Here is a 26,997-nt window from a genome sequence, read left to right as displayed (position 1 = left end):
TGTTTCTGGATGTGTGCGTGAAATTCAGTTTGCCCAAAATCGCCACCGCGCCGTTTTGCCCGCCGGAAGTGGCTGGCAGTGTTGCGGTTGATCCCAATGCCGCGTTCTTCAAACGCGTGCTGCGTTTCGCCGGTCCCGGGTTGCTGGTGTCGATCGGCTACATGGACCCCGGCAACTGGGCCACCGCCATCGAGGCCGGTTCACGCTTCGGTTACAGCCTGTTGTTTGTGGTGTTGCTGGCGAGTCTGGCGGGCATGGTCGTGCAGTGCCTGTGCTCGCGATTGGGCATTGCCACCGGGCGCGATCTGGCGCAACTGTCCCGCGAGCGCTACAGCACGCCGACCGCGCGGCTGCAGTGGGTACTGGCGGAAATCTCGATCATCGCCACGGACCTCGCTGAAGTGCTTGGTTGTGCGCTGGCGTTTCACTTGTTGCTCGGTTGTTCGCTGACCTTCGGTATCGCTCTGACGGCGTTCGACACTTTGCTGGTGCTGGCCCTGCAAAATCGGGGTTTCCGCAGACTGGAAGCGATCATGTTGGTGCTGGTCGCAACCATCGGCGTGTGTTTCTTCGTTGAACTGTTGCTGATCAAACCCTACTGGCCGGACGTCGCCCAGGGTTTCCAACCGTCGCTGGCGGCGATTGGCGAAGCGGCGCCGTTGTACCTGGCCATCGGTATTCTCGGCGCGACGGTGATGCCGCATAACCTGTATCTGCACACCTCGATCGTGCAGACGCGGATGATCGGCAAGGACCTGCCGAGCAAGCAGGACGCGGTGAAACTGGCGCGCATCGACACCATCGGTTCGCTGGCCTTGGCGTTGCTGGTCAATGCGGCGATCCTGATTCTCGCAGCGGCGGCGTTTCACCAGTCCGGGCACACCGATGTGGTGGACATTCAGGACGCCTACCACTTGCTCGATCCGCTGGTCGGCGGCGCGCTGGCCAGTGTGTTGTTCGGCGTCGCGCTGCTGGCGTCGGGGCAGAGTTCGACCTTCACCGGCACCATCGCCGGCCAAGTGATCATGGAGGGTTACCTGAACCTGCGGATTCCGTGCTGGCAGCGACGCTTGATTACTCGCGGGCTGGCGTTGATTCCGGCGTTTATCGGCGTGTGGCTGATGGGCGATAACGCGATCGGCAAGTTGCTGGTGTTGAGTCAGGTGGTGTTGAGTCTGCAGTTGCCCTTTGCCTTGTATCCCCTGATCCGCATGACCAATGATCAAAAACTGATGGGGCCGTTTGTGAACCGCTGGCCAACGCGGGTGTTGGCTTGGGGGTTGTTTGTGGTGATCAGTGGTGCCAACAGTTGGCTGATTTTGCAGTGGGCGGTCTGATCCAGCATTTGCAGTGACTGGGCTGGCCTCTTCGCGAGCAAGCTCGCTCCCACAGGGGTATTGGGTGTGCACACTATTGTGATCAACCGATAACTCATGTGGGAGCGAGCCTGCTCGCGAATGCGGAGTTTCAGGCGCCGACATCGCTAAATATTGGAATGCGCCCATTGAGCGAAGGTCTGTAGTGCCAGTTCAGGCGATTCAGATCGGTGCCCTTTGCGAGTATTTCCCGCACCGTAGCTCCGGCAATACTCATCGCCAACGCTTGCCCCGGGCACTGATGTCGACCACTGCCAAAACTGAAACTGCGGCGGTCGGCGCGCTGTGGCAGAAACTGCTCCGGCTGTTCGTTGAGCGCCGGATCCCGATTGGCCGAAGCCAGCAGCACCAGAATCACATCGCCTGCTTCGACACGCACACCGGCAATCTCGCAAGGTGCGGCGACAAAGCGCCGGGTGTTCTGCACAGGTGGGTCGAAGCGCTGGACTTCGTTGAGTAGGGCTTCGATGGATTCGCTGTGCAGTGCCGGCTGCCGACGTAGAGCCAACAACGTATTGCCGATCAGCCCGGCGCAGGCTTCGAACGTCTGCGAACAGAGGCCGATCAGGTTGGCGATCAGGGTTTCCTCATCGCCGACAAAGCGCTGCTGGATCGCGCTGAGCAAATCGCTGGCGGGTTCGGCGAGCAGTTCGATGAAGTAGCCGCGCAGGTGTTCGGCCGCCGCGTCCGCTGCGGCCAATTGCAGGTCATTGCTCAACGGCGACAGACAGGCGACGAAGTCCGCCGTCAGTTCACTGACCACCCGCGCCTGCGCCGGCATGAATCCCAAAAGCGCCGCGACCGCGCACGCCGGGCCTCGAAACATTGCCTTGTACACACCGTCGGCGTCCGCTGTGATCAGCCGCGCGGCGACCAGTCTGTCGACGGCCTCATGGTCGAGCGCGGCCAACTCAGGCTCGATCGCCGAACGCGGGCAGCGCTGGCGTTCGCCGTCATTCATGCGCATCAGTTGGCCGAAGACTTTGCCGGCCATGCTTCCGGCAATCGCTTTGGGCACCGGCTCCTGCGCCGGACGCACGCGGCAATCGGCGTGGGCCAGCACCGCACATACCGCCCGGGCGCTGCTGGCGACCCATAGATTCAGGCCTGGGTGAAATGTCAGTCCGCCCTCGGCGCGCAACTCGGCGTAATAAGGGTAAGGGTCAGCATGCGTCGCAGCGATGATCGGGTCCATGGTTCATGGCCTTGTCGATGGGAAAGTGATGCGAGTATCTTCGGTGCGCAACGACGACGATTCGTCCGGGAGCGAACTATGCATGCAGAACATCAAGATATCGGCGTATCGCAGGTGGCCGCCGCCATTGCCGAGCCGGCGCGAACGAAAATCCTCTGCTCGCTGATGGACGGCCACGCCCGTACCAGCACCGAGCTTGCGACGATCGCCGAAGTCAGCGCCTCGACCGCCAGTGTGCACTTGGCGAAACTCAAGGACCTGGCCTTGGTGCGCCTGCATGTGCAGGGCCGCCATCGCTATTACAGCCTCGCTGATCAGCGCGTGGCGCAGGCGCTGGAAGCGTTGATGGTGATTGGCCAGAACGCCGCGCCGACGTTCAAGGCGCACACCCCGGATCGCCTGCAATTCGCGCGCACTTGCTACGACCATATGGCCGGGACGCTGGCGGTGTTGCTGCATGACCGTTTGATCGCAGGCGGTTGGCTGGTGCAAACCGACGAGCAGGCGTATCGCTTGAGTGAGACGGGCGAGGCGTTGTTTTTCGGTCTGGGCATCGAAGTGGAGGATTTGACGACGCTGCGCCGCAAGTTTGCCTGCCCGTGTCTGGACTGGAGCATGCGCCGGCCGCATCTCGGGGGTTCGCTGGGGGCGGCGTTGTTGCAAACGGCATTGAAGCGCAAGTGGGTGACACAGGATCTGGACAGTCGGGCGCTGGCGTTGACGGCGGTGGGGCGCAAGGAACTCGGTGTGCGGTTTGGCGTTGAGTTGCCGGTAGAAGCGCAGATCAAAAGATCGCAGCCTGCGTCAGCGCCTACCCAATCAATCTAGGAACTCGCCGCTGGCGGCGATCTTTTTCATTCTGACCTCCTGCCGACGAGGGGTCATCTCTGATCTTGTGCCTGCTCGCCTGACCCTATACTGTATATGCAAACAGTATAGGGCCCGCGCCATGCAAATCATCGACAAGCTGAGCATCCTCGCCGACGCCGCCAAGTACGACGCCTCCTGCGCGAGCAGCGGCGCGCCCAAGCGCAGCTCCGAGGGCAAGAGCGGGCTGGGCTCGACCGATGGCATGGGCATTTGCCACAGCTACACGCCGGACGGGCGCTGCGTGTCATTGCTGAAGATTCTGCTGACCAACTTCTGTCTTTACGATTGCCAGTACTGCGTCAACCGCCGCTCCAGTGATGTCCCGCGTGCCCGTTTCACCCCTGAAGAAGTCGTGGCGCTGACCATGGATTTCTACCGGCGCAACTGCGTCAGCGGGCTGTTTCTCAGCTCCGGGATCATTCGCTCGGCGGACTACACCATGGAGCAACTGGTGCGGGTGGCGAAGCTGCTGCGCGAAGAGCATGAATTTCGCGGGTACATCCATCTCAAGACCATTCCCGAAGCCGATCCGGCATTGATTGAAGAGGCGGGGCGCTACGCCGATCGCCTGAGCGTCAACATCGAACTGCCGACCGATGCCAGCCTGCAAGTGCTGGCGCCGGAGAAGGACATCAAGTCGATCAAACAGGCGATGAACACCATCTACACCGGCGTGCAGACTGTGTTGAACGAGCCGCGTTCGGCGAAGTTCGCCCCGGCCGGGCAGAGCACGCAATTGATTGTCGGCGCCGACGACACCGATGACAGCACCATCCTCCACAGCGCCCAGGCCTTGTACGGCAATTTCCGACTGCGCCGGGTTTATTACTCAGCCTTCAGTCCGATCCCCGACAGCCCGAAAAGCGTGCCGCTGGCCGCACCGCCGCTGATGCGCGAACACCGTTTGTATCAGGCCGATTTTCTTTTGCGCAGCTACGGTTACAGTGCCGATGAATTGCTCAAAGGGCCGGGCAATCTAGCGTTGGACATCGACCCGAAACTGGCGTGGGCGTTGCAGAATCGTGAAGTGTTCCCGCTGGATCTGAACCGTGCCGAAGCGTCCCTGATCGCGCGTATTCCCGGTATCGGCTTGCGTACCACCGAACGTCTGGTCGAGCTACGCCGTCAGCGGCGCATCCGTTACGAAGACGTCGCACGCATGCGCTGCGTGCTGGCCAAGGCCAAGCCGTTCATCATCACCAGCGACTATCACCCGCAGCAGGCCGAGGTCACCAGCCATTTGCTCTATCAGCAATTGCGCGACCGGCCGATGCCGCAGCAGATGGGGCTGTGGGGATGATCAATCTCGATTGCGATGATCTGTTCGACACCTGGCGCCAGCAGGCGCGCTGGCTGCTGAGCCATGAAGTCGATCCGAGTCTGGTCAGTTGGGCGTCGGAAGGCGTGGGCGATCTGTTTGCCAGTGATGATCCGGTGCCTGAAGGGCAGGGGCCGTTTCAGGCACGTATTCCACGAGCGCTGCTCGACACCCTGGAACAGGCCTCGCGCTATCGCGGCGATCAACGCTGGAGCCTGTTGTATGAAGTGTTGTGGCGCGTCAGCCACGGCGACCGCACGGCGATGATGGCCGGGGACAAACTCGGTAGCGAATTGCAGCGACGGATCAAACAAGTGAATCGAGAAGCCCATCATCTGCATGCGTTTGTGCGTTTCATCGAGCGGCCGTCCTCCAGCGCGGGTCCACAATACGTGGCGTGGCATGAACCGGCCCACGACATCTTGCACAGCGCCAGTGAACATTTCATTGGACGAATGGGCAAGCATCGCTGGTTGATCGCCACGCCGCGGGATGGGGTTTATTACGATGGCGAGCAACTGATCCATCAGCGCCAATGCCCGCTGGAATGGCAGCAACTGGCGCAGAATGTCGATGATCCTCATGGAGATCTGTGGTTGACCTATTACAGCCACATCTTTAACCCGGCGCGGTTGAACGAGAAGGTCATGCAGGGGCATTTGCCGGCGCGGTTCTGGAAGAATCTGCCAGAGGGGGAGTTGATTCCGGGGTTGATTACGCAGGCGCGGATGGGCAAGCAGCAGAATGGGCAGGCGAGTGGGATTGCTGATCGACTTGGTAAACGGATTGCCTTGAAGAGCGAAAAGCCTACCCTCACCCCAGCCCTCTCCCGGAGGGAGAGGGAGCCGACCGAGGTGTTCAGACTTGATCCATCGACCTGAACGATCAAGTCGAGCTCAGGTTTTGAACAGCACAACGATCTGCTCCCTTCCCCCTCGCCCCCTTGGGGGAGAGGGCTGGGGTGAGGGGGAAAGAATCTCAAACACGCCACAAATACTGCGCCAAACCCCATAAAAAAGCCCCCCACCAATCACTCGGTGGAGGGCTTTTCTACATCAACAGCCGTCAGATCAAACCTTGACGATCCAGCCCGCTGGCGCTTCGATGTCGCCGGTCTGTACGCCAGTCAGCTCTTTATAGAGCTTCTGGGTCACAGGACCCACTTCAGTCTCACTGTGGAACACATGCAGATGGTCGTTGTAGCTGATGCCGCCGATCGGGGTGATCACCGCAGCCGTACCGCAAGCGCCGGCTTCCTTGAAGTCCGACAGTTTGTCGATCAGCACGTCGCCTTCAACCACTTCCAGGCCCAGACGCGATTTCGCCAGCTCGATCAGCGACAGGCGGGTGATGCCTGGCAGAACCGACGGCGAGTTCGGGGTGATGAACTTGTTGTCGTGGGTGATCCCGAAGAAGTTGGCCGAACCGACTTCTTCGATCTTGGTGTGGGTCATCGGATCCAGGTAAATCGCATCGGCGAAGTTGGCTTTCTTCGCTTTCGAGCCCGGCATCAGGCTGGCCGCGTAGTTGCCACCGACCTTGGCCGCGCCGGTGCCTTGTGGGGCGGCGCGGTCGTAGCTGGAGATCTGGAAGTTGTGCGGGGTCAGGCCGCCCTTGAAGTAGGCACCGACCGGGATGCAGAAGATCGAGAAGATGAACTCGGGTGCAGTGCGCACGCCGATGTTGTCACCCACGCCGATCACGAACGGACGCAGATACAGCGCGCCGCCGGTGCCGTATGGCGGAATGAAGCGTTCGTTGGCACGAACGACTGCTTTACAGGCTTCGATGAACTGGTCGGTGTCGACCGTCGGCATCAGCAGACGCGCGCAGCTGCGCTGCATGCGCAGGGCGTTCTGGTCCGGGCGGAACAGGTTGATCGAGCCGTCCTTGCAACGATAGGCCTTCATGCCTTCGAAGCACTGCTGGCCATAGTGAAGGGCCGTCGAGCCTTCGCTGATGTGCAGCACGTTATCTTCGGTCAGGGTGCCTTTGTCCCACTCGCCATCGCGAAAGTACGACAGATAGCGTTTGTCGGTCTTGATGTAATCAAAACCCAGCTTGTCCCAATTGATGCTTTCGTTACCCATGACACCCTCTATCACTGAACAACCGTCGAAACGGTTCAAGGCTTCTGACGTTTTTTGGATGGGCACAACAATACTTCATTCTTGAGCGGTTTCGCAGCCCGGACTATCGGATGACAGACAGATAAATCGCGTTGCTCTCAAGAAATCGCTGGCAGGCTAGCTCCCACAGGGGAATGCATTCCAAATGTGGGAGCCAGCCTGCTGGCGATGGGGCCTACAGGTGGAGTGCATGCCCCAAAGCACGCAACGCCGCTTCCTGCACGGCTTCACCCAGGGTCGGATGCGCATGAATGGTGCCGCCGATGTCTTCCAGCCGCGCGCCCATTTCCAGGCTTTGCGCAAACGCCGTCGACAACTCTGAAACACCCACGCCCACGGCCTGCCAACCGACAATCACATGGTTATCCCGACGAGCGACCACGCGCACGAAGCCGCTTTTTGATTCCAGCGTCATCGCCCGACCATTGGCGGCGAACGGGAAACTGGAAACAATGCAGTCCAGACCCGCAGCCTTGGCTTCGTCCGGGGTCTTGCCGACCACCACCAATTCCGGGTCGGTGAAGCACACGGCAGCAATGGCGGTCGGGTTGAATTCGCGGGTCTTGCCGCTGATCAACTCGGCAACCATTTCGCCCTGCGCCATGGCCCGGTGAGCGAGCATCGGCTCGCCGCTCAGATCGCCGATGGCGTAGACGTTACGCATGCTGGTCTGGCAGCGGCTGTCGATCTTGATCGCCGAGCCGTTCATGTCCAGATTCAGCGCTTCCAGATTCCAGCCCTGGGTATTCGGTTTGCGACCGACGGCGACCAGCACCTGATCGGTTTCCAGGTTCAGGGTGTCTCCCTCGGGATCACGCACCTGCAAAGTGCCATCGAAACCCAGCACGCTGTGCTTCAGATACAGCTTCACGCCCAGTTGTTTCAGCGCGTCATGCACCGGTTGTGTCAGTTCAGCGTCGTAGGCTGGCAGGATGCGATCCTGTGCCTCGACCACGCTGACTTCAGCGCCGAGCTTGCGATAAGCGATACCCAGCTCCAGACCGATGTAACCACCGCCCACCACCACCAGACGTTTCGGCACGGATGTCGGTGCCAATGCTTCGGTGGAGGAGATGATCGGCCCGCCAATCGGCAGGATCGGCAGATTGACGCTGGTCGAACCGGTGGCCAGCACCAAGTGCTCGCACTGGATGCGCGTGTCGCCGACATCCACGGTTTTACCGTCGATGACCTTGGCCCAGCCATTGATGACTTGAACCTTGTTCTTCTTCAGCAGCGCAGCCACTCCGGTAGTCAGACGATCAACAATGCCGTCCTTCCATTCGACGCTTTTAGTGATGTCGAGGGTCGGCGCGGAAACGCTGATGCCCAGCTCTGAATGCTGGCTGTGATGCTCGGTCTGGTGAAACTGTTCAGCCACATGAATCAGCGCTTTCGACGGGATGCAGCCGATGTTCAGGCAGGTGCCGCCCAGCGATTGGCCTTCGACCAGAATCGTCGGGATGCCCAGTTGCCCGGCGCGGATCGCCGTCACATAACCGCCGGGGCCGCCGCCGATGATCAGCAGCGTAGTGTTCAGAGATTGCATGCGCGCCTTACTCCACAAACAAAGTGGCAGGTTGTTCGATCAGGCCGCGAATGGCCTGGATGAAGAGTGCCGCGTCCATGCCGTCGACCACGCGGTGATCAAACGAGCTGGAGAGGTTCATCATCTTGCGGATCACCACCTGGCCTTTGACGACCATCGGCCGTTCGACGATTTTGTTGACGCCGACGATCGCCACTTCCGGCAGGTTCAACACCGGGGTGCTGACGATGCCGCCCAACGCACCGAGGCTGGTCAGGGTGATGGTCGAGCCCGACAGCTCATCGCGGCTAGCCTTGCCATTGCGCGCGGCGTTGGCCAAACGCGAGATCTCGGCGGCGCTGTCCCACAGGCTGCGCGCCTCGGCATGACGCACCACCGGCACCATCAAGCCGACATCGCTTTGCGTGGCGACGCCGACATGCACCGCGCCGAGGCGGGTGATGACCTGGGCTTCGTCGTCATAACGGGCGTTCATCTGCGGGAAGTCGCGCAGGGCGACGACCAGCGCGCGGACGAGGAACGGCAACAAGGTCAACTTGCCACGGTTGGCGCCATGTTTTTCGTTCAGATGCGCGCGCAGTTCTTCAATCGCGGTGACGTCGATTTCCTCGACATAACTGAAGTGTGCGGCACGCTGGGTAGCATCCTGCATGCGCTGGGCGATCTTGCGGCGCATGCCGATGACTTGAATCTGTTCTTCGTCATTACGCTGGGCGTAAGCAGCGGCAACCGGCGCCGAGGCGTTCGACTGACCTTGCGCCAAATAGGCTTCAAGGTCTTCGTGCAACACGCGACCGGCCGGGCCGGAACCGCGTACCAGACGCAATTGAATGCCCAGATCCAGCGCATGTTTGCGCACGGCCGGCGAGGCCAGCGGACGTTCGTCTGCTTCGCGCGCAACCATCGGGCCTTGGCAAACCGCAGCGGGGCGTGGCGCGGCTGGAGCAGGTTTGCTCTCAACAACGGTTTCAACTTTCGGCGCAACCGGTGCTTCTTTAACAGGCGCGGGTGCGGCGGACTCTTTCAAGTTGCCAGCACCTTCAACCTCAATGCTGATCAGCACACTGCCAACCGCCATCACTTCACCCGGCTGACCACCGAGAGCAATCACCTTGCCGTGGACCGGCGACGGAATATCGACCATCGCCTTGTCGGTCATCACGTCCGCCAGCACCTGATCTTCAACGACCAGATCGCCAACCTTGACGTGCCATTGCGACAGTTCTACTTCTGCGATGCCTTCGCCGATGTCCGGCATCTTGATAACGTGCGTGCCCATTCAGACCTCCATGACCCGTTTCAACGCCGCGCCCACTCGGGACGGCCCTGGGAAATACGCCCATTCCTGCGCGTGCGGGTAGGGGGTGTCCCAACCGGTGACGCGTTCGATCGGCGCTTCCAGGTGATGGAAGCAATGCTCTTGCACCAACGACACCAGTTCGGCGCCGAAACCGCAGGTGCGGGTGGCTTCGTGAACCACCACGCAACGACCGGTTTTCTTCACCGATTTGACGATGGTTTCCAAGTCCAGCGGCCACAGGCTGCGCAGGTCGATGACTTCGGCATCGACGCCGGACTCTTCGGCAGCGACTTGCGAGACGTAAACGGTGGTGCCGTAAGTCAGCACGGTCACGTCCTTGCCGGGACGGGTGATTGCGGCGACGTCCAGCGGCACGGTGTAGTAACCGTCCGGAACCTGGGCTTGCGGGTGTTTCGACCACGGCGTTACCGGGCGGTCGTGGTGGCCGTCGAACGGGCCGTTGTACAGGCGTTTCGGCTCAAGAAAGATCACCGGGTCATCGTTTTCGATGGAGGCGATCAGCAGGCCTTTGGCGTCATACGGGTTGGATGGCATGACGGTGCGCAAGCCACACACCTGAGTGAACATCGCCTCGATGCTCTGGCTGTGCGTTTGACCGCCGTAGATGCCGCCGCCGCAAGGCATGCGCAGGGTCATCGGCGCGGTGAACTCGCCGGCCGAGCGATAACGCAGGCGCGCCGCTTCGGAAATGATCTGGTCGGAGGCTGGATAAACGTAGTCTGCGAACTGAATCTCGGCGACCGGACGCAGACCGTAAGCGCCCATGCCGACGGCCACGCCGACGATGCCGCTTTCGGAGATCGGTGCGTCGAATACGCGCGAGGTGCCGTACTTGGTCTGCAGGCCTTCGGTGCAACGGAACACGCCGCCGAAGTAGCCGACGTCCTGACCGAACACCACGACATTGTCATCACGCTCAAGCATCACATCCATGGCCGAGCGCAGGGCCTGGATCATGGTCATGGTGGTCGTGGTCATGGCGGTTTCCAACTGAATATTGTTGTTGTGATCGTTCATGTCAGATCCCCAACTGCTGACGCTGGCGCTTCAAGTGCTCCGGCATCTCTTTGTAAACGTCTTCGAACATGGTTGCGGCGCTTGGAATCTGGCCGCCGGCGAGGGTGCCGTACTGTTCGGCCTGTTTCTGCGCGGCAATCACTTCGGCTTCGAGCTCGGCGCTGACGGCGGCGTGTTCTTCATCCGACCAGTGGCCGACCTTGATCAGGTGCTGTTTGAGACGGGCAATCGGGTCGCCGAGCGGGAAGTGGCTCCAGTCATCGGCCGGGCGGTATTTCGACGGATCGTCGGAGGTCGAGTGTGGGCCGGCGCGGTAGGTGACCCATTCGATCATGGTCGGGCCGAGGTTGCGGCGGGCGCGTTCGGCAGCCCAGGCAGAGGCCGCGTAAACCGCGTAGAAGTCGTTGCCGTCAACGCGCAGCGAGGCGATGCCGCAACCGACGCCGCGTCCGGCGAAGGTGGTGGCTTCACCACCGGCGATGGCCTGGAAGGTCGAGATTGCCCACTGGTTGTTGACCACGTTGAGAATCACCGGCGCGCGATAAACGTGGGCGAAGGTGAGGGCGGTGTGGAAGTCCGATTCGGCGGTAGCGCCGTCACCGATCCACGCCGAGGCGATTTTCGTGTCGCCCTTGATCGCCGAAGCCATGCCCCAGCCGACCGCTTGAATGAACTGGGTCGCAAGGTTGCCGGAGATGGTAAAGAACCCCGCCTCTTTGACCGAGTACATGATCGGCAACTGGCGGCCCTTGAGCGGATCGCGCTCGTTGGACAGCAGTTGGCAGATCAGGTCGACCAGTGGCACATCGCGGGCCATCAGAATGCTTTGCTGGCGGTAGGTCGGGAAACACATGTCGTCGATATTCAAGGCCAGCGCCTGAGCGCTGCCGATGGCTTCTTCGCCGAGGCTCTGCATGTAGAACGACATTTTTTTCTGACGCTGGGCGACCACCATGCGGTTGTCGTAGATCCGCGTCTTGAGCATGGCGCGCATGCCTTTACGCAGGATCTCGACCGGCACGTTTTCGGCCCATGGGCCGAGGGCGTTGCCCTGATCGTCGAGCACACGAATCAGCCCACGCGCCAGGTCGGCGGTGTCGGCAGGTTCTACATCGACGGGAGGTTTGCGCACCGTACCGGCATCGGTCAGATGCAGGTAGGAAAAGTCGGTTTTGCAGCCTGGGCGGCCCGAGGGTTCAGGGACGTGCAGGCGCAGCGGTTCATACGCTTGGGTCATGGCTTCTACGCTCGATCTTGTGAATTTCTTGTAGTGAGCTGGCAGTCATTCCTCGGTAGAAGAAATCTTGTCCTACAACAATCATAGGCCCGGGCAAGAAGAATATTTATCTCTGTTTCGTTGCGCTGGCGATCATTTGCAGATAGAAATTCTGCATAAACATAAAAAACAGGTGGTTTTGTCTCATGCGCAAACTGGACCGTACCGATATCGGCATTCTCAACAGCCTTCAAGAGAATGCGCGCATCACCAACGCCGACCTCGCACGCTCGGTCAACCTGTCGCCGACACCGTGTTTCAACCGGGTGAAAGCGATGGAGGAGTTGGGGCTGATTCGCGAGCAAGTGACGCTGCTGGACGCCGACCTGCTGGGGCTGCATGTGAACGTGTTCATCCATGTCAGCCTGGAGAAACAGGTCGAGGAGGCGTTGCAGCATTTCGAAGAGGCGATTTCCGATCGCCCGGAGGTGATGGAGTGTTACCTGATGGCCGGAGACCCGGACTACCTCATCCGGGTCCTGGTGCCGACGATCCAGTCGCTGGAGCGCTTCATGATGGACTTCCTGACCAAAGTGCCCGGGGTGGCAAACATTCGCTCAAGCTTTGCGCTCAAGCAGGTGCGTTACAAGACCGCGTTGCCGCTGCCGGTCAACGGTCTGATTCTGGGTGCCTGATGGCGGCTTCATCACTGAAGTCATACCGATATTCAAGTGCCGCCGTGTCGAGGACTTCTCCAACCTTCCAGGTTCTTTGCCAAGGTGCTGGCTCGATGTCTGGATGAAAGATCAGGGTGGCATCAAGCAAATCCTGGGGAGCGTCATCGGCAAACGAGATCGCGGGTTCGGCCGGGTGCTGAAGCTTCCACTTTTCCCACAGGTAATCGAGGTGACAGTGGTGCAGAAAGAATATCGGGTCGTTCGGCGAGGCGCTGTGCCCATGTTGCCGCCGACCCATGAATGCACTTTATTGTGCATCTCCTCCATCTGGTTTTCCCAACCTTCGGGTTTGGACCAGTAGGGTGTTCGGTTCATGGCCGAGTCGATCTCTGCGGCGGTAGGCAGTGGCGAACCGGCGGCGCCGAAGTTGCGCCTCAGCACCGGAATCCCTTCGTCACCATCCCAGACCCTGACGCTGAAAATGCCACCTTCGAAAGCAAATGGCCCGAGGGTTACACGCTGGTCCAAGTGGGGATCGCCATCTCTGCCCATGAATTCATCCACGAAGGGATTGTCTGCACCGCTCATGCTCCAGTTCCAGTAAGGCAGGGTAATGCCGGGGTCGTTGGCCACGACCTGCAGTTCCCATTCGAACTGGCGAATCAGGATCCGGTGCCAGGGAAAAAACAGCGGATTGCGATGGGGGTTGGGGGAGATCGGATTGCCCAGCCCCATGGAGTTCTTGTGAATCTGTACAAAGTCATCGTAGCGATACTGCTGGCCGGGGCGCAGGATGCTGGGGGTTTGATTCTTCAGAATCAGGATGGCCCTGATGAACGCGTTTTTCTGTGCCGCTGACATGTCTCGGTGATTACGACGAATATCCATATTGCGAAAACTCCATTGAATGTTTGCCCAATGGAGTCTGATCGCTGAGAGGATTTTCACCAGTTCATCACTATCGCCAGCGTTCGTAGGAAAAATAAGCTGATGATGGTTCGAGCGACTCTTCCTAGAGAGAATTGAGCGGTATCTTCAGGTACACCACGCCGTTGTCTTCGGCGGGTGGCAGGTTCCCCGCCCGCACATTGACCTGAATCGCCGGCAGCAACAGCGTCGGCATGCCCAGCCCGGCATCACGTTTGGTGCGCATCTCGACGAATGCCGCTTCATCAATGCCGTCATGCACATGAATATTGACTTTGCGCTGCTCTCCGACGGTGGTCTGGCACTGCGCGGCGCGACCCTCCGGCGGGTAGTCGTGGCAAACGTAGAGTTTCACGCTGGCCGGAAAGGCCAGCAGTTTATGAATCGAGTTGAACAACTGATGGGCGTTGCCGCCGGGAAAGTCGCAGCGCGCGGTGCCGACGTCGGGCATGAACAGCGTGTCGCCCACCAGTATCTGTTCGCCGTCGATCAAGTAGGCCATGTCCGCCGGGGTATGCCCGGGGACGTGGAGGGCGGTGGCTTTGAGGTTGCCGATGCGAAATGACTCGTTCGGCGCAAACAGATGATCGAACTGCGAGCCGTCGACGCAGAACTCCGGTTCCAGATTGAACAGCGCCTTGAACACGTTCTGCACTTTGCTGATCGATTCGCCAATGGCGATCTTGCCACCCAGTTCCCGGCGCAGATACGGCGCGGCGGACAGGTGATCGGCGTGGGCATGGGTTTCCAGCAGCCACTGTACTTGCAGATTGTGCGCGTGAACGAAGGCGATGATTTTGTCGGCCTGCGCGGTGCAGGTGCGTCCGGCGGCGCCGTCGTAATCGAGCACAGGATCGACGATCGCACATTGCCCGCCGTCGGTTTCATAGACCACATAGCTGTAGGTCGAGGAGGCGGGGTCGAGGAAAGCTTCAATCTGCGCGGGCATGGACACCAACCTGAACAAGGAAAATGGGTTGCAACACTTTATCTAAAAACATAATGTTCGCAGCTTAAGTGACCTTGAAGGCATCGTGCAAATGCAATCCAGTCTGACCGAATGTGAAGTCGCCCAGCTGCGCGCCTCGGCCTCCAAGGCCTGCGCGTTGCTCAAGGCCATGGCCAATGAGGATCGTCTGCTGATCCTGTGTCAACTGACCCAGGGCGAACGCAACGTTGGCGAACTGGAAAAGATGACCGGCGTGCGTCAACCGACGCTGTCGCAGCAATTGGGCATCCTGCGCGATGAAGGACTGGTCGCGACCCGTCGTGAAGGCAAGTACATTTTTTACGGTCTCGCCAGCCCGGAAGTCATTCAGGTGATGAAGACCCTGTCCGGACTGTATTGCGGCGCCGTGCTGAAAAGTCTGGGCCACCAATAAATGCCAGCCATGACACTGGTTCAATGTGGGATTTGTGTTTCAGCTAGAACAATCCTTGCGTGCAGCAAAAGGAACAAGCAATGAACGATCAACACTGGGGCCCATCCATCAGTGCAGACATCGTGGTTATCGGCGGCGGAACGGCCGGTATCGGTTTTGTCGCCAGCCTGCTCAAGCGTGATCCGAGGCTTAAAATCACGGTCATCGAACCGAGTACCCATCATTACTACCAACCGGCGTGGACGCTGGTCGGCGGTGGCGCCTATGACGTGAAAAACACAGCCAGGCCCATGAACAAGGTCATGCCCAGGCAAGCGAATTGGCTGCAAGCGGCAGTCACCGCAATCGACCCGGACAAACGCCAACTCACCCTCAACGATCAACGCACGGTCAGCTATCAGAACCTGATCGTCTGCCCCGGCCTGCGTCTGGCCTGGGAGAAGATCGAAGGCTTGCAAGAGAGCCTCGGCCAGCACGGCGTGACCTCCAACTACAGCTATCAGCACGCGCAATACACCTGGGATCAGGTGCAGAAACTGCACGGCGGCAAAGCGCTGTTCACGCAACCGGCGATGCCGATCAAATGCGCTGGCGCGCCGCAAAAAGCGCTGTACCTGTCTTGCGATCACTGGCGTAAAACCGCTGTGCTGAACAACATCAATGTCGAATTCAATCTGGCCGGCGCCGCGCTGTTCGGCGTGGCCACGTTTGTGCCGCCACTGATGAAGTACATCGAAAAATACAACGCGCAACTGGCGTTCAACTCTAACCTGGTCCAGGTCGACGGCCCGGCGAAAACCGCGTGGTTCGAGATCAAGGACGCTGATGGCAACGTCACCCGAGTGGCGAAAACTTTCGATCTGCTCCACGTCGTGCCGCCGCAGGTGTCGCCGGATTTCATTGCCCAAAGCCCGTTGGCCGACGCCGCCGGCTGGTGCGAAGTCAACCCGCACAGCCTGCAGCATCCGCGTTATCCCGAGGTGTTCGCCCTCGGTGATATCTGCGGCACCAGCAACGCAAAAACCGCCGCAGCGGTGCGCAAACAAATCGTGGTGGTCGCGGAAAACCTGCTGGCCCTGCGCAAGCAGCAACCGCTGCCGCTGAAGTACGACGGTTATGGTTCCTGTCCGCTGACGGTGGAGAAGGGCAAGGTGATCCTCGCCGAGTTCGGTTATGCCGGTAAGTTGCTGCCGACTTTTCCACTGGACCCGACCGTGGCGCGGCGTTCGGCGTGGTTTCTCAAGGCGACGCTGCTGCCGTGGTTCTACTGGAACGGCATGCTCAAGGGCCGCGAGTGGCTGACGCGTCTGTCCAGGGTCGACTGAGAAAACCTTATGTTGCTGGCAAGTCTGTTTGGCATGGTGATGGGATTGGTCCTCGGTCTGACCGGGGCCGGCGGTGGCATTCTTGCGGTGCCGGCGTTGGTCCTCGGGCTTGGCTGGACGATGACCCAGGCAACGCCGGTGGCGTTGTTTGCGGTGGGCAGTGCGGCGGCGGTCGGGGCTATCGACGGCTTGCGTCATGGCCTGGTGCGCTATCGCGCGGCGTTGTTGATTGCCGCTTTGGGCGCGGTGTTTTCGCCGTTGGGGATCTACTTCGCGCATCAGTTGCCGGAGAAAATCCTGATGATCCTGTTCAGTCTGCTGATGGTCATGGTGGCCTGGCGCATGCTGCGGCGCGAGCGTCAGCAGGAGGGGCCGAGCGATCACGGTCACGCCAGTTGGGGTCAGAAGAACTGCATGCTCAATGAACAAACCGGACGCTTTGACTGGACGGCCAAATGCACAGCAACGTTGGCTGCGTTAGGCGCAATTACCGGCGTGGTGTCGGGTTTGCTCGGGGTCGGGGGCGGCTTCCTGATTGTGCCGGCGTTCAAGCAACTGACCGATGTGCAAATGCGCGGCATCGTCGCGACGTCATTGATGGTGATCAGTCTGATTTCGGCGATTGGCGTGATCGGATCGTTTCACGCAGGCGTGCGGATTGATGCGCAGGGTGGGGCGTTTATCGTGGCCAGCATTGTCGGCATGATCATCGGACGCAAGCTCTGCGCACGGGTGCCGGCGCGGACGTTGCAGGTGGGGTTTGCAAGTGTTTGTCTAGTGGTGGCGGGGTATATGTTGTTGCGGGCGTGAGGTTCAAAAGAAATCGCAGCCCCTCAAGGGCTGCGATCTTTTTATCGGCTTACAACACCAGGTGCGGCAACCACAGCGAAATTGCCGGAACGTACGTCACCAGCATCAGCACCAGAAACAGCACCGCGTAGAACGGCAGCAACGCTTTGACAGTGCTTTCAATACTCACTTTGCCCACCGCTGACCCGACAAACAGCACCGCGCCCACCGGCGGCGTTATCAGTCCGATCCCCAGGTTGACCAGCATGATCATGCCGAACTGCACCGGATCAACGCCGATGCCAAGAATCACCGGCATCAGGATCGGCGTGAGGATCAGGATCAGCGGCGCCATGTCCATCACCGTGCCGAGCAACAGCAGCATGACGTTGATGCACATCAGGATCACGTAGCGGTTGTCCGACAGGGTCAGGAACAGCGTGGTGATTTTCGCCGGGATCTGCATCAGCGTCATGATGTAGCCGAAGCTCGCGGCGAAACCGATCAGGATCATCACGATCGAAATCGTCCTCACCGTGCGGTGCATCAGTTTCGGCAGCTCACGCCACTTGTAGTCGCGGTAGATGAACATGGTGACGAAGAACGCCCAGAGCACGGCGATCGCTGCCGACTCGGTCGCGGTGAAAATCCCCGAGAGAATCCCGCCGAGAATGATCACCATCGCCATCATGCCCCAGAGGGCTTCGCCGACGATTTTCAACGCCTGGCGCATCGGGATCACTTCACCCTTTGGGTAGTTGCGCTTTTTCGCGAAGATCAGGCACAGCACCATCAGGCAGGCGCTCATCATCAGGCCCGGGACGATGCCGGCCATGAACAGCGAGGCAATCGATACCGTGCCGCCGGCGGCCAGCGAGTAAAGCACCGAGTTGTGGCTTGGCGGGGTCAGCAGGGCTTGCACCGAACCGCTGACGGTCACGGCGGTGGAGAATTCCCGTGGATAGCCTTTGCGCTCCATTTCCGGAATCAGCACCGAACCCACCGACGCGGTGTCGGCCACCGACGAACCGGAGATCGCGCCGAAGAAAGTCGACGCGACGATGTTGACCAGTGACAGGCCTCCGCGCACGAATCCGACCAGCACCCCGGCACATGCCACCAAGCGGCGCGACATGCCGCCCTCGGCCATGATCGCACCGGCCAGCACGAAGAACGGAATGGCCAGCAGCGAGAATTTGTTCACTCCGGAGGCAACCTGGATCATCACCGCCTGGAACGGAATGTCGATCCACCATGCCCCGATCAGGGCAGCAGCACCCAGCGCGTAGGCGACCGGCATGCCGACCAGGATCAATACGATAAAACTGCCCAGCAGAATCAGAGCGTCCATTAAGCGGTACCTTCACTTTCTTCAACCAGGTCGAACTGCACGACTCGACGTTTGCTCTGGTCACCGAGCAAGAGTTTTTCCACGACGAAAATCAGCGTGAGCAAGCCGCCCACTGGAATCGGCAAATAGGTCACGCCAACCCGCAGATCGGGCAGGGCGGCCATGAACTGGTTCCAGGTGGACATGCAAAGCTTGAAGCCCCAGATAGTCATGAAGAGGCAGATCAGGCCCATGAGCAGTTGGGAAAAAATCGACGCTGCGGATTTCAGTTGCGGCGGCATGCGGTCGGTGAGCATGGCCACGGCCATGTGCGCGCCAGCGCGATAACTGGCGGCCGCGCCAATAAAAGTGAACACCATCATCAGCAGAATCGCCGTGGGCTCGGGCCAGCTCGAACCGGTGCCCAGCACATAGCGGGCAAACACGCCCCAAGGGATCATCAGGGAAATCGCCAGGACGGAAAGGCCGGCGACCCAGATGCACGTCATGTAGATCTTGTCGTTGATACGCAGCAGCAAATTCTTCATCGGGTTCCACCGTAACCGGACGCGCCTCGAACATCGGGCGCGTCGGGCCTTTTCATGAGTATGGAGCGGGAGGCGTTACTGAACGGCTTCGATCTTTTTGATCAGATCGGCATACGGCGCGCCGTATTTCTCACGAACCGAGGCGGTGGCGTCGTAGAAGGGTTTCTTGTCGACGGTGATGAACTCGACGCCGGCAGCCTTGAGTTTTTCTTCGCTGGCAGCGGACTTCTTGTCCCACAACACGCGTTCTTCGGCCTGGGCAGCCTTGGCGGCTGTTTTGACTAGCGCCTGTTGATCCGGGGTGAGTTTTTCCCAAGTGATTTTCGACATCACGATCGGCTCGGGCAGGATCAGGTGACCGGTCAGGCTGTAGAACTTGGCGTTCTGGAAGTGGTTGTGTTCAAGCAGGGTCGGCGGGTTGTTTTCCGCGCCATCGATCACGCCGGTCTGCAGGGCGCTGAAGATTTCGCCAGTGTCCATGGCGATGCCGTTACCGCCCATGGCGTTCATCATGTCGATGAACATCGGGTTACCCTGGACACGGATTTTCATGCCCTTGAGGTCTTCAAGTTTGCGCACCGGTTTCTTGGTGTAGATGTTGCGCGTGCCGCCGTCCATCCAGGCCAGGGCCACCAGGCCGAATTCGGAGTTGGTGATTTTGCCGAGGATTTCGTCGCCTACCGGGCCGTCGATGACGTCACGCATGTGTTGCTGGTCGCGGAAGATGAACGGCATGTTGAACACGTTCACGTCCGGCACCACTGGGCCGACGATACCCAGGCTGACGCGCGACAGTTGCACCGCGCCGACCTGCATCTGCTCGATGACTTCCTTTTCCGAACCGAGCACACCGCCCGGGAAGTACTTGAAGGTCAGCTCGCCGTTGGTTTCCTTGGTCAGGGTCTTGCCCATGCTTTCTTCGGCTACGACAGTCGGGTAACCGGCGGGGTGAATGTCAGCGAATTTGAGTTCCAGCGCCTGAGCGGCACCGGCAAAGGTGAACATCAGTGGAAGTGCAGCGGCGAGCAAGGTGCGTTTGAAGTCCATGGGGGTGTCTCCAGTCTTGTTATTGTTGTGTTCAAGGCGCAGCGGTGCAGCAGAGGGTTTAAAGCAAATCGTTGAACAAGGGTTCCGGAAGGCCTTTGACGCCAGGCTTCAAGGCGAATACGCCGCCGGCCAGGGATTGCGCATCGTGGTCGTCGCCCGGACGAATCGAGGCGACGAACAAGGTGTCCATCTGGCTGCCACCGAAGGCGCACATGGTCGGTTTCTTCACTGGCACTTCGAGCGAGAAATCAAGGCGCCCGTCCGGCGCAAAGCGGTGAACCAGGCCGGCGTCGTTGGCGCAGATCCAGTAGCAACCTTCGGCGTCCACGGCGGCGCCATCGGGCCGACCGGGGAAATGGTTCATGTCGACGAACACGCGACGATTCGACGGTGTGCCAGTGTCCGTGTCGTAATCGAACGCCCAGATCAGTTGCACGTCGGGATGCGAGTCGGACAGGTACATCGTCTTGCCGTCGGGGCTGAAACCGAGGCCGTTGGGCACGATGAAGCCGTCGAGCTGCGCTTCGATCACGCCAGACTGTCCGGCGCCGTAGCGATAGAGCCGGCCTTCGGGCGCGTTCAGACCCATGTTCAACACCATGCTGCCGGCCCAGAAACGGCCCTGACGATCACAACGACCATCGTTGAGGCGCATGTCTTTGCGCGGGTGCTCAACGCTGGCCAATCGTTCGCTGTCGAGACTGCCGTCGCTGTGCGGGTGCAGATGAAAAAAGCCGCTCTCCATGCCGGCAATCCAGCCGCCACCGCTGTGACGGGCAATGCAGGCGAGCATTTCCGGGGTTTTCCAGGCATGCACGTGGCCGGTGTCGGCGCTCCAGCGTTGCAGGCCGCCGTTGGGAATGTCCACCCAGTACAGCGCGTTTTCCTCGGCCACCCAGACCGGGCTTTCGCCCACGGCGTTGCGGGCATCGACGATCAATTCGGCTTGCATACTCATTCCTTTGCGTCGTTGTCAGCGTGATCAGTCGCCGAATGGTCCGGCGGCGACAAACGCGCCGCCCTGATAGATCCGCGCCGGGTCATCGGCGGCCGGCATCGGTTGCGCTTCGACTTTTTCGCGGAACACTTCCGAGCTGTCCTTGGCCTCGAAGCCGAGGTGGCTGGCGAAGCGGTTGTCCCACCAGACGTCCTTGTTGTCGGACATGCCGTAGACAATGGTGTGGCCGACGTTCGGTGTGTACAGACAGTGTTCGAGCAGTTGCGTGAGGTCGTCGAAGCTCAGCCAGGTGTGCATCATTCGGCGGTTTTGCGGTTCGGGGAACGAGGAGCCGATGCGGATGCTAACGGTCTCGATGCCGTAGCGATCGAAATAGAAACTGGCCATGTCTTCGCCGTAGGACTTGGACAAGCCGTAGTAACCGTCGGGGCGACGTGCGGAGCTGGCGTCGAGTGGCTCGTCCTGTTTGTAGAAGCCGATGACGTGGTTGGAACTGGCGAAGATCACCCGCTTCACGCCATGCCGACGCGCCGCTTCGTAGATGTGGAAAACACCGCAGATGTTGGCGCCGAGAATCTCTTCGAACGGGCGCTCAACGGAGACGCCGCCGAAGTGCAGGATCGCATCGACGCCTTCGACCAATTGGTGCACGGCGTGTTTGTCGGCCAGATCGCAGACGGCGATTTCTTCGCGCTCATCGACAGCCGGGGCGAGGGCAGCGATGTCCGACAGGCGCAGGACATTGGCATAAGGGCGCAGGCGTTCGCGCAGGACTTTGCCCAAGCCGCCGGCAGCGCCGGTCAGCAGCAGGCGATTGAATGGAGCACGGGGTGTGGAGGTAGACGTCATGGCAATCCCTGAACACATTGTTATTAGGTTTGTTGTAGGTTGTCGTATGACTGCGCTGAAGTATCGGTAGGGTTTCCGGAACTTGTCAACGCGACTTTTGGTGTAGATGACGGAAGGGGCTGATTCACTTTTCGATCACCTCGATTCCTTGGTTGCAATGCAATCACCTTGTGGGAGCGAGCTTGCTCGCGAAAGCGGTATGTCATTTCGAAGTGATGTCGACTGACACGCCGCCTTCGCGAGCAGGCTCGCTCCCACAGGTAAACTCGGTGTGGCGACTGGCTTTACAGCAACGAAATCGGATAACTGATAAAAATCCGGTTCTCGTCAAACTCGTTGGTGCTGAAGTCCCGGCGAATCGTCGCGTTACGCCATTTCACGTTGAGGTTTTTCAGCGGGCCGCTCTGCACCGTGTAGGCCAGTTCCGACTCGCGCCCCCATTCCTTGCCATCGGTGATGGTCCCGGTGTGCACGTTATCGCCGCTGATGTAGCGGTTCATCATCGTCAGCCCCGGAATGCCGAGGGCGACGAAGTTGTAGTCGTGGCGCAACTGCCAGGAGCGTTCCTTGGCGTTGTCATAACTGGCGTTGTAGCTGTCGTTGGCGAGGGTGCCGCCGCTGGTACCGTTGACCCGCATCCACGGATCGTCGCCGTTGAGTTTTTGCAGGCCGACGTAGAAGGTGTTACCGCCGTATTTGGCCGAGAGCATGGCGAACGTGGTCTTGTTGTCGAGGTCGCCGGCCTGGGCGCTGCCGTCTTCCTTGCCGGTGAAGAAACCGAGGTTGGCGCCCAGCGTCCAGTCGCCCAACGGCTGGCTGTGGCTGAGGTTGAAATACTGCTGTTGGTAGATATCGCTGAGTTCGGCGTACCACACGCCGACCAACGTACGCTTGTCGTTGAAGGTGTATTCGCCGCCACCGAAGTTGAAACGATCCGAAGTAAACGCGCCGCGACCGTTCATCGACATGTCTTCCATGCTCGCGTCGTTGCGCGGACTATTCCCACGGAACTGGCCGCCGTAGACGGTCAGGCCGTTGATCTCGGTGGAGGTGATCTGGCCGCCGCGGAAGGTTTGCGGCAGCGAGCGGCCGTCATCGGAACGCAGGATCGGCAGCACCGGCATCCATTCGCCGACCTTCAGTTCAGTCTTCGAAACCTTGGCTTTCAGCGCCACGCCCAGGCGACCGAAATTGTCTGCCGGGCGCCCGTCATCGTGGATCGGCAACAGCTGCGTGCCGCCGGTGCCTTTGCCGCCATCGAGCTTCTGCGAATACATCCCCAGCACATCGAGGCCGAAACCGACGGTGCCCTGCGTGAAGCCGGATTTGGCATCGAGGATGAAGTTCTGTGTCCACTCTTCAGCCTTGCCTTGCGGGTTGGCCGGGTTGACGAAGTTGCGGTTGAAGTAGGCGTTGCGCAGGTTCAGCGTGGCTTTGCTGTCTTCGAGAAAGCCTTCGGCATCGGCGCTCATCGGTAGGGCAAGGGCCAGGCTGCTGCAGCCGATCAGGCTCAGGGTGCAACGGTTGGAAAGGCGGGTTGGGCGGACGGAATTGCGGACACGTGTGCTCACTGTGACGCTCCCTGTTTCGATTGTTGTTTTTATTATTTGTCATACGTCGTCGTACAACATGGTTGCGGATATTTCCTAGGTTTACCGGGAATGTCAACAGCAAGTTATACGATGACTATCTGTCATCACACCGAACCCTTGTGGGAGCGAGCTTGCTCGCGAATGCGGACGTTCATCCGCCGATGTTGTCGACTGACACACCGCTTTCGCGAGCAAGCTCGCTCCCACAGGGGGAAAAGTGTTTTAGCAATGAATTTGCGGCAAACTTAACCACCTTCCGCACAAGGCCTTTCAATGGATCAATACGCCCCGCGCAACTGGCAGCCCCACGAAAAGCCCAGTCTGCCCGGTTCCCCCTCGACGCCGTTGCACTCCACCCCCAAGCGCCTGGCCTATGCGCTGGTCGGCGTGCTGGTGGCGGTGACCGGTGGTTTGGGCAACTCGCTGGTGGTCGCCAACCTGCCTTACCTGCAAGGCGCACTCGGCGCGACCACGGCGGAAATGGCCTGGCTGCCGGCGGCATTCGTGATGACCAACGTGTCGATGAACCTGCTGCTGGTGAAGTTTCGTCAGCAGTTCGGTTTGCGCGCATTCACCGAGGTGTTTCTGGTGCTGTATGCGCTGGTGACCTTCGGCCATTTGTTCGTCAACGATCTGAATTCGGCGGTGGCGGTGCGGGCGGCCCACGGCATGGTCGGCGCGGCGCTGAGTTCTCTGGGTCTGTATTACATGGTCCAGGCGTTCCCGGCGAAATGGCGGATGAAGGCGCTGGTGCTCGGTCTCGGCACCTCGCAACTGGCGCTGCCATTGGCGCGATTATTTTCTGAAGACTTGCTGCAGATCGCCGAATGGCGCGGCTTGTACCTGTTCGAACTCGGCATGGCACTGCTCTCGCTGGGCTGCGTATTGCTGCTCAAGTTGCCGCCGGGCGACCGCTTCAAAACCTTTGAAAGACTCGACTTTCTGACCTTCGCCATTCTCGCGACGGGTGTGGCGTTGTTGTGCGCCGTATTATCGCTGGGGCGGATAGATTGGTGGCTGGAGGCGGACTGGATTGGCGTCGCTCTGGCATCGTCCATCGCGCTGATTATCGCCGGCCTGGCCATCGAACATAATCGCAGCAACCCGCTGCTGATGACCCATTGGCTGGGCAGCGGAACGATGATCCGCCTAGCGCTGGCGGTGACCCTGATTCGCATGGTCACCTCGGAGCAGTCCACCGGTGCGGTAGGTTTCATGCAGAACCTGAACATGGGTTATGAGCAGTTGCACAGCCTCTACGTAGTGATGCTGATCGGCAGTGTCGCAGGGCTGTTGACCAGTGCGCTGACCATCGACCCAAAGCACTTGTTGATGCCGCTGATCATCTCGCTGGGTCTGATGGCTACCGGGTCGGTGATGGACAGCTTTTCGAATAACCTGACGCGCCCGGAAAACCTGTATTTCAGTCAGTTCCTGCTGGCCTTCGGCAGCACTTTTTTCCTCGGCCCGACCATGGTCTTCGGCACCCGTAACGTGCTGACCAATCCGCGCAATCTGGTGAGCTTTTCGGTGCTGTTCGGGATCTGCAATAACCTCGGCGGCTTGCTGGGCGCGGCGCTGCTGGGCACCTTCCAGATCGTCCGGGAAAAATTTCACTCCAGTCACATCGTTGAGCACCTGACGCTGTCTGACCCTTTGGTGGCTGCGCGCGTGCAGAGCGGCGGTTCGGCGTACGGCTCGTTGCTGGCCGATCCGAGTCTGCGCAACCTTGCCGGTATTCGCAGCCTGTCCAACGCCGCGACCCGCGAGGCCAATGTGCTGGCCTACAACGATGTGTTCATGCTGATCGCCGTGATTGCGGTGCTGACCATGATCTGGCTGTCCATTCGTGCGCTGTGGCTGATGAGCACCACCAAAGCCGTCGTCCCTGCGCCATCCTCACCTTCGAGCGGTACCACTTCTTCATGACCGAGCCGACCACCACGACCACCAATGCCATTGCCGCGACGCCCGAGGGTGTCGCGCCGCCGTCATCGCCGAACACCGAGCCACGCTCGCTGCGAGTGCGGATCATCTCTTCAATGGGCTTCGCGGCGATTGCCATCGTCGGTGTATTGATCGTGCTGTATGCCTGGCAATTGCCGCCGTTCAGCAGCGCGGTCGAGACCACCGAAAATGCCCTGATTCGCGGGCAAGTGACGATCATCGGCCCGCAGCTCGCCGGTTATGTCTATGAAGTGCCGGTACAGGATTTCCAGTACGTGAAGGCCGGGGATTTGCTGGTGCGTCTGGACGACCGCATCTATCAGCAACGTCTCGACCAGGCACTGGCGCAACTGGCTGTGCAGAAAGCGTCATTGGCCAATGTCGTGCAGCAACGCAACAGCGCCGAAGCGACGATTAAATTGCGTCAGGCCGTGCAGGCCGACAGCGAAGCGCAATTGCGCAAAAGCGAGGCCGATCTGCGGCGGAATCAGGAATTGGTGCGCGACGGTTCGGTGTCCAAGCGTGAGATGGACGTCGCGCTGGCGGCCAATGCGCAAAGCATTGCAGCGGTGGCGCAGGCCAAGGCCAATCTGGAAATCGCCCGTCAGGATCTGCAAACAGTGATCGTCAATCGTGGCTCGCTGGAAGCAGCGGTGGCCAGTGCCGAAGCGGCGGTGCAACTGGCGCGGATCGACTTGTCGAATACGCGCATCGTCGCCCCGCGTGACGGCCAGCTCGGGCAGATCGGCGTGCGCCTCGGCGCCTACGTCAACTCCGGGGCGCAGTTGATGGCGTTGGTGCCGAACCAGAAATGGGTGATCGCCAACATGAAGGAAACCCAGATGGACAACGTCCGCGTCGGGCAGCCAGTGCGTTTCACCGTCGATGCGCTGAACCACCGCCGATTCACCGGGCATGTGCAGCATATTTCGCCGGGGACGGGGTCGGAATTTGCCCTGTTGCAGGCGGATAACGCCACCGGCAACTTTGTGAAAATTGCTCAGCGGGTGCCGGTGCGGATCACCATTGATGCGGATCAGCAGGAAGAGGAGCGGTTACGGCCGGGGATGTCAGTTGTTGTCAGCATCGACACCGCAGCCGGCGACACCCAACCCCACTGACACAATGCATAACCCTGTGGGAGCGAGCCTGCTCGCGAAAGCGTCGTATCAGTAACATTTCTTTATCTGACACAGCGCTTTCGCGAGCAGGCTCGCTCCCACATTTGAACTGTGTTTATCCAGCGATCATTGGCGGCAGGGTGCCGAGCAGCGAGACGGCCGCCACCGCACCAATGCCGAGCAACCACTCCAGCATCACACTGCGCCTGATTGCGCCCATCCGCTGTTCGCAATCTTCCATGCGCAAGCGATTGAACAGCGCCAGCCCAAGCATCCCCAGCACGATCAGCGCCTTGATCAGCAGAATCAACGCAAACCCGCTGAACAACGGCGTCGGCCACCACTGGCCGGTGAGCACGCGCACGTTGATCAAACCGGTGATCAGCAGCCCTGCGACCAGCGCATAACCGACGCCGCTGAAGCGCCGCAAAACCTCGCGCATCGGCTCACTCGGCTGACGCAGAATCAGCACCAGCAACAACAACCCGCCCAGCCACGCCGCCACGCAGGTCAG

At 60.0% G+C, this 26,997-nt stretch carries 24 protein-coding genes and 1 pseudogene; 10 read left to right on the top strand and 15 right to left on the bottom strand.

Going from position 1 to position 26,997, the window contains the following annotated elements; all coding sequences use genetic code 11:
* Window positions 1-17 precede the first annotated feature (17 nt).
* Window positions 18-1,337, top strand: coding sequence for an Nramp family divalent metal transporter (locus ACZZ0G_RS00125; protein WP_463554863.1), 1,320 nt, complete (start codon window positions 18-20; stop codon window positions 1,335-1,337).
* A gap of 130 nt (window positions 1,338-1,467) precedes the next feature.
* Here ACZZ0G_RS00125 and ACZZ0G_RS00120 read toward each other — a convergent pair whose 3' ends face one another.
* Window positions 1,468-2,571 (bottom strand): cytochrome P450, encoded by a 1,104-nt coding sequence (locus tag ACZZ0G_RS00120; RefSeq protein ID WP_463554862.1) that lies wholly within the window; start codon window positions 2,569-2,571, stop codon window positions 1,468-1,470.
* A gap of 78 nt (window positions 2,572-2,649) precedes the next feature.
* Between ACZZ0G_RS00120 and ACZZ0G_RS00115 the strand changes: the two genes are divergently transcribed.
* The 3 genes from ACZZ0G_RS00115 to ACZZ0G_RS00105 all read left to right on the top strand — a co-directional run bounded on the left by ACZZ0G_RS00115 (window position 2,650) and on the right by ACZZ0G_RS00105 (window position 5,640).
* Window positions 2,650-3,399, top strand: a complete 750-nt coding sequence (locus ACZZ0G_RS00115; RefSeq protein WP_463554861.1) for an ArsR/SmtB family transcription factor — start codon at window positions 2,650-2,652, stop codon at window positions 3,397-3,399.
* Window positions 3,400-3,520: 121 nt separating this feature from the next.
* Window positions 3,521-4,741: a putative DNA modification/repair radical SAM protein gene (locus ACZZ0G_RS00110; protein ID WP_007915071.1), complete on the top strand. Its 1,221-nt coding sequence runs from the start codon at window positions 3,521-3,523 to the stop codon at window positions 4,739-4,741.
* The gene (locus ACZZ0G_RS00105; protein WP_463554860.1) at window positions 4,738-5,640 is read left to right on the top strand and encodes a TIGR03915 family putative DNA repair protein; all 903 of its coding nucleotides are present in this window, start codon (window positions 4,738-4,740) and stop codon (window positions 5,638-5,640) included. The genes ACZZ0G_RS00110 and ACZZ0G_RS00105 overlap by 4 nt, the downstream gene beginning before the upstream one ends.
* Window positions 5,641-5,829: 189 nt before the next feature.
* Here the strand turns inward: ACZZ0G_RS00105 and ACZZ0G_RS00100 are convergent, their stop codons facing one another.
* The 5 genes from ACZZ0G_RS00100 to ACZZ0G_RS00080 form a co-directional block, all read right to left on the bottom strand.
* Window positions 5,830-6,849 carry a branched-chain amino acid aminotransferase gene (locus ACZZ0G_RS00100; protein ID WP_463554859.1) on the bottom strand — a complete coding sequence of 340 codons (1,020 nt, stop codon included), beginning with the start codon at window positions 6,847-6,849 and terminating at the stop codon, window positions 5,830-5,832.
* Between the two features lie 214 nt (window positions 6,850-7,063).
* Window positions 7,064-8,437, bottom strand: coding sequence for a dihydrolipoyl dehydrogenase (gene lpdA / locus ACZZ0G_RS00095; RefSeq protein WP_463554858.1), 1,374 nt, complete (start codon window positions 8,435-8,437; stop codon window positions 7,064-7,066).
* A 7-nt stretch (window positions 8,438-8,444) separates the two neighbouring features.
* Entirely contained in the window at window positions 8,445-9,716 is a 1,272-nt protein-coding gene (locus ACZZ0G_RS00090) for a dihydrolipoamide acetyltransferase family protein (RefSeq protein ID WP_463554857.1), read from the bottom strand.
* On the bottom strand, window positions 9,717-10,775 hold the full coding sequence (locus tag ACZZ0G_RS00085) for an alpha-ketoacid dehydrogenase subunit beta (protein WP_003224000.1): 1,059 nt from the start codon (window positions 10,773-10,775) through the stop codon (window positions 9,717-9,719).
* 1 nt (window position 10,776) lies between these two features.
* Complete coding sequence (locus tag ACZZ0G_RS00080; protein WP_463554856.1) at window positions 10,777-12,012, bottom strand: thiamine pyrophosphate-dependent enzyme; 1,236 nt, start codon at window positions 12,010-12,012, stop codon at window positions 10,777-10,779.
* A 185-nt stretch (window positions 12,013-12,197) separates the two neighbouring features.
* Between ACZZ0G_RS00080 and bkdR the strand changes: the two genes are divergently transcribed.
* On the top strand, window positions 12,198-12,686 hold the full coding sequence (gene bkdR, locus ACZZ0G_RS00075; protein WP_103305884.1) for a Bkd operon transcriptional regulator BkdR: 489 nt from the start codon (window positions 12,198-12,200) through the stop codon (window positions 12,684-12,686).
* Here the strand turns inward: bkdR and ACZZ0G_RS00070 are convergent.
* Window positions 12,661-13,403: pseudogene (locus tag ACZZ0G_RS00070) on the bottom strand (tyrosinase family protein). The gene bkdR and the pseudogene ACZZ0G_RS00070 sit on opposite strands and share 26 nt — an antisense overlap.
* A gap of 277 nt (window positions 13,404-13,680) precedes the next feature.
* Window positions 13,681-14,544: an MBL fold metallo-hydrolase gene (locus tag ACZZ0G_RS00065; RefSeq protein WP_463554855.1), complete on the bottom strand. Its 864-nt coding sequence runs from the start codon at window positions 14,542-14,544 to the stop codon at window positions 13,681-13,683.
* A 91-nt stretch (window positions 14,545-14,635) separates the two neighbouring features.
* Here ACZZ0G_RS00065 and ACZZ0G_RS00060 point away from each other — a divergent pair, with 91 nt between their 5' ends.
* The 3 genes from ACZZ0G_RS00060 to ACZZ0G_RS00050 all read left to right on the top strand — a co-directional run bounded on the left by ACZZ0G_RS00060 (window position 14,636) and on the right by ACZZ0G_RS00050 (window position 17,112).
* A complete protein-coding gene (locus tag ACZZ0G_RS00060; RefSeq protein WP_007915092.1) occupies window positions 14,636-14,977 on the top strand; it encodes an ArsR/SmtB family transcription factor in 342 nt (113 codons plus the stop codon).
* An 80-nt stretch (window positions 14,978-15,057) separates the two neighbouring features.
* Entirely contained in the window at window positions 15,058-16,302 is a 1,245-nt protein-coding gene (locus ACZZ0G_RS00055; RefSeq protein WP_463554854.1) for an NAD(P)/FAD-dependent oxidoreductase, read from the top strand.
* Between the two features lie 9 nt (window positions 16,303-16,311).
* A complete protein-coding gene (locus tag ACZZ0G_RS00050; protein ID WP_463554853.1) occupies window positions 16,312-17,112 on the top strand; it encodes a sulfite exporter TauE/SafE family protein in 801 nt (266 codons plus the stop codon).
* 49 nt (window positions 17,113-17,161) lie between these two features.
* Here ACZZ0G_RS00050 and ACZZ0G_RS00045 read toward each other — a convergent pair whose 3' ends face one another.
* The 6 genes from ACZZ0G_RS00045 to ACZZ0G_RS00020 form a co-directional block, all read right to left on the bottom strand.
* Window positions 17,162-18,442 (bottom strand): TRAP transporter large permease, encoded by a 1,281-nt coding sequence (locus tag ACZZ0G_RS00045; RefSeq protein WP_397481281.1) that lies wholly within the window; start codon window positions 18,440-18,442, stop codon window positions 17,162-17,164.
* Window positions 18,442-18,969 (bottom strand): TRAP transporter small permease, encoded by a 528-nt coding sequence (locus ACZZ0G_RS00040; protein WP_463554852.1) that lies wholly within the window; start codon window positions 18,967-18,969, stop codon window positions 18,442-18,444. The genes ACZZ0G_RS00045 and ACZZ0G_RS00040 overlap by 1 nt, the downstream gene beginning before the upstream one ends.
* 75 nt (window positions 18,970-19,044) lie before the next feature.
* Window positions 19,045-20,016 (bottom strand): TRAP transporter substrate-binding protein, encoded by a 972-nt coding sequence (locus tag ACZZ0G_RS00035; RefSeq protein WP_397481279.1) that lies wholly within the window; start codon window positions 20,014-20,016, stop codon window positions 19,045-19,047.
* Between the two features lie 58 nt (window positions 20,017-20,074).
* The gene (locus ACZZ0G_RS00030) at window positions 20,075-20,968 is read right to left on the bottom strand and encodes an SMP-30/gluconolactonase/LRE family protein (protein WP_463554851.1); all 894 of its coding nucleotides are present in this window, start codon (window positions 20,966-20,968) and stop codon (window positions 20,075-20,077) included.
* Between the two features lie 30 nt (window positions 20,969-20,998).
* Window positions 20,999-21,823: an NAD-dependent epimerase/dehydratase family protein gene (locus ACZZ0G_RS00025; protein WP_463554850.1), complete on the bottom strand. Its 825-nt coding sequence runs from the start codon at window positions 21,821-21,823 to the stop codon at window positions 20,999-21,001.
* A 284-nt stretch (window positions 21,824-22,107) separates the two neighbouring features.
* Window positions 22,108-23,394 carry an OprD family porin gene (locus ACZZ0G_RS00020; protein ID WP_463554849.1) on the bottom strand — a complete coding sequence of 429 codons (1,287 nt, stop codon included), beginning with the start codon at window positions 23,392-23,394 and terminating at the stop codon, window positions 22,108-22,110.
* 294 nt (window positions 23,395-23,688) lie between these two features.
* On the opposite strand from ACZZ0G_RS00020, the gene ACZZ0G_RS00015 reads away from it, so the two are divergent.
* Both ACZZ0G_RS00015 and ACZZ0G_RS00010 read left to right on the top strand, forming a co-directional pair.
* Window positions 23,689-25,344, top strand: a complete 1,656-nt coding sequence (locus ACZZ0G_RS00015) for an MFS transporter (protein WP_463554848.1) — start codon at window positions 23,689-23,691, stop codon at window positions 25,342-25,344.
* Window positions 25,341-26,483, top strand: a complete 1,143-nt coding sequence (locus ACZZ0G_RS00010; protein WP_463554847.1) for an HlyD family secretion protein — start codon at window positions 25,341-25,343, stop codon at window positions 26,481-26,483. The genes ACZZ0G_RS00015 and ACZZ0G_RS00010 overlap by 4 nt, the downstream gene beginning before the upstream one ends.
* A 115-nt stretch (window positions 26,484-26,598) precedes the next feature.
* Here ACZZ0G_RS00010 and ACZZ0G_RS00005 read toward each other — a convergent pair.
* A partial coding sequence (locus ACZZ0G_RS00005) for a CopD family protein (protein ID WP_463554846.1) occupies window positions 26,599-26,997 on the bottom strand: 399 nt, incomplete at its 5' end.

This window comes from Pseudomonas sp. AC169 (assembly GCF_979258515.1).
Note: the sequence above shows the minus strand (reverse complement) of the source record. Positions and strands in the feature narration are given on the sequence as shown.